This is a genomic window from Marilutibacter aestuarii (genome assembly GCF_006546775.1).
Classification (GTDB): Bacteria; Pseudomonadota; Gammaproteobacteria; order Xanthomonadales; family Xanthomonadaceae; genus Marilutibacter; species Marilutibacter aestuarii.
The window spans coordinates 1-1,084 of record NZ_VICE01000061.1; the positions used below are offsets into that span (position 1 = coordinate 1).

Sequence of the window (1,084 nt, forward strand, 5' to 3'; positions counted from 1 at the left end):
CGGGCGCGGCATCCGCGGCGGACGAAGCGGACGCGTCGGCTTCGTGGAACGGCGGCTCGGCACCGGCCTTGGGGCGGGGCGCGTCCTCGCCTTCAGGAGGCGTCGGGTCAGGGAATAGCAGGGGAGGCTGTTTGGGCATCCGGGGCATTATGCCGATTGGGGCGTTCGCGGGTCGGTACGACGCGTGGCGGTTGGGGCGCGGTGCTCAGGCGTCGGGGGCGGCGATGGGTGCGGGGTCTTCCGCGGGCCCGGGTACCTCGGCGTCGCTGGACGGCCCGGGGACCGGGGTCGGCACCGGCCCGGCCTCGGCTTCCGCGTGGCGCAGCAGGTCGCTCAGGTACCAGGCGCCGTCACGCCGTTCCACCCGGACGATGGCGTCGATCGGGTGGCCGGCGAGGGTGTACTCCAGGCGCACTCGCGCAGTGTCGCCGGTCTGTTCGACCAGGCTCACGTGGGCGCTGGCCAGGGCGGCATCGATGTCCAGGCCGTAGCCCGCCAGCACCTGCTTGAAGCGCCTGGCGAACGGCGAGAAGCGGCTCAGTCCGCGCTCCATGCCGGCCTCGGCAAACGCCTCCGGGCTGTCCAGGCCGGACAGTCGCGCCGCCGCGATCAATTGCTTCAGGGCCGGGGTGGCCTTGCGCGCGTCCGAGAGCGGTGCCTGCTGGCCCCATTCGCTGAGCGCCTGGACCAGTTGCACGTGGTGGTCGCGCTCGTCTTCGCTGTAATCGGGCTCGTTCTGGATGTACTGCACCGCGAACAATCCCAGGGCCGAGGCCGTGGAGCGCAGTTCGCCGCGTGCCCCTGCGAACTGGCGGTTGTAGATCGCCATCAGCGACTTTTCGGCGTCGGGCCGGGACAGGCCGGCGATCATCGCCGGCAGCTGGTCGTCCAGGGGCAGTTCGGTCAACGGCCAGCGCGTCCGGCCCTCGCGCCAGGCCGTCTCCAGGCGGGCATGCAGGGCCGGCGGTACCGCGTGCCTCGCGTAGGCCGCAAGGTCGTCCCGGCGCAGGTCGTCGACCAGTCGCGCGACCGCGTCGACCGGCAACGCCGGCGGCGCGTCGGCGGGCGCTTCCGGCGCCGGCTG

At 73.1% G+C, this 1,084-nt stretch carries 1 protein-coding gene; it reads right to left on the bottom strand.

Annotated features, from left to right (window positions below):
• Positions 1-205: 205 nt before the first annotated feature.
• On the bottom strand, positions 206-1,084 hold an 879-nt coding region (locus tag FKV25_RS16195), incomplete at its 5' end, for a hypothetical protein (protein WP_170218567.1).